At 46.2% G+C, this 1,186-nt stretch carries 1 protein-coding gene and 1 pseudogene; both read left to right on the top strand.

Annotated elements, in window-relative coordinates:
- The coding region (gene pilM / locus R7070_RS25880; RefSeq protein ID WP_318141472.1) for a type IV pilus assembly protein PilM at positions 1 to 933 on the top strand (933 nt) is incomplete at its 5' end.
- Positions 917 to 1,186, top strand: a pseudogene (locus R7070_RS25875) (PilN domain-containing protein); the annotation flags it as partial. The gene pilM and the pseudogene R7070_RS25875, both read left to right, overlap by 17 nt.

The following is a 1,186-nucleotide window of genomic DNA, read 5'->3' as shown; positions in this document are numbered from 1 at the left end:
GCCTTATTGGGTTACAAAGAAATATTACTTAAGGAAGGTATTGTCGCTGAAAATAACACGATAAATCATCAAACAATTGTAAAGACCCTAAAGCAGATGAAAAAAGAGCTGCCTTTTGGGGCCAAGCGAGTGGCAATTTCTGTTCCAGACAACTCAGTTATTAGCAAGAAACTGCAAATCGAACAAAGCCTTGATGAGAGCGAAATCGAGTTTGCGGTGGTACAAGCTTTTTCTCATCAATCTCCTTTTCCTGTGGAAGAACTGAGTTTGGATTTTGTACGCCTTCGTGCGGAAGAAGGGATGCGTGGAACGGACAGTTATCAAGTATTCGCTACGCGCAAAGATGTGGTTGAAAGCCGAGTTGAGGCGTTACAACAGTCTGGTTTAAAGCCTGTGTTGGTTGACGTGCACTCTCAAAGCCTAGGTCATATCTGGAAGCTTGCCGCAGAGCGTTTTCCTGAAAAAAACAAATACTGTTTGTTAGACATCGGCTCGTTAGCGAGTTCATTCACCATGTTTACCGAGCAAGGCGAACTGTTTCATAAGGAGTTTGCGTGCGGTACTCGTATCTCAATGGGGACGTCACAAGAAGACTTACTCTCTGATGATGCTCAAGCCAAAACGGAACAGTTCAATCGTCACGTGGTTGAGCGCGTAAAACGTCAAATGCAGCTCTATACCTCGATCAACGGTTCGCAAAACATCAAAGGCATTTGGTTATCGGGCGAGGGGGCATCGACGCCAATGTTGGCAGAAGAGCTGTCGCATCAGTTGGCATTGGAGTGTGAGTTGTTAAACCCACTCGGACTGTTTGAAATGAAAGTGTCGAAACGCAAGCGCCGAGCGGCCGATTGGCAACATTTTTCGACGGCTGCAGGGCTGGCGGTGCGTGGCATTCATTGGTTAGGAGGTGTGCGTGCTGTATCGCATTAACTTATTGCCTTGGCGCGAAAATCAAAGGGAAGAGCATCGTCGTCGATTTGTCGGTTTAGTGGTATTGGGAGTCATGGTGGCGTTGGGGATTCAGTGGGGCGTTGGCAAATATTATGAGTACCAACAAGATCTTCAACAAGAGCGACTCGACTATCTAACAACGTACATTTCCGATCTAGATAAGCGGATAGAAGCGATGAAGATTGCAGAGCTTGAACACAGCAAAATCTTGGAACGCTTGAAAGTTGTGGAA

It is taken from the genome of Vibrio sp. 1557 (assembly GCF_033340175.1).
Taxonomy (GTDB): Bacteria; Pseudomonadota; Gammaproteobacteria; order Enterobacterales; family Vibrionaceae; genus Vibrio; species Vibrio alginolyticus.
The sequence above is the reverse complement of the archived record's forward strand: the minus strand, read 5'-3'. Positions and strand labels throughout refer to the sequence as shown.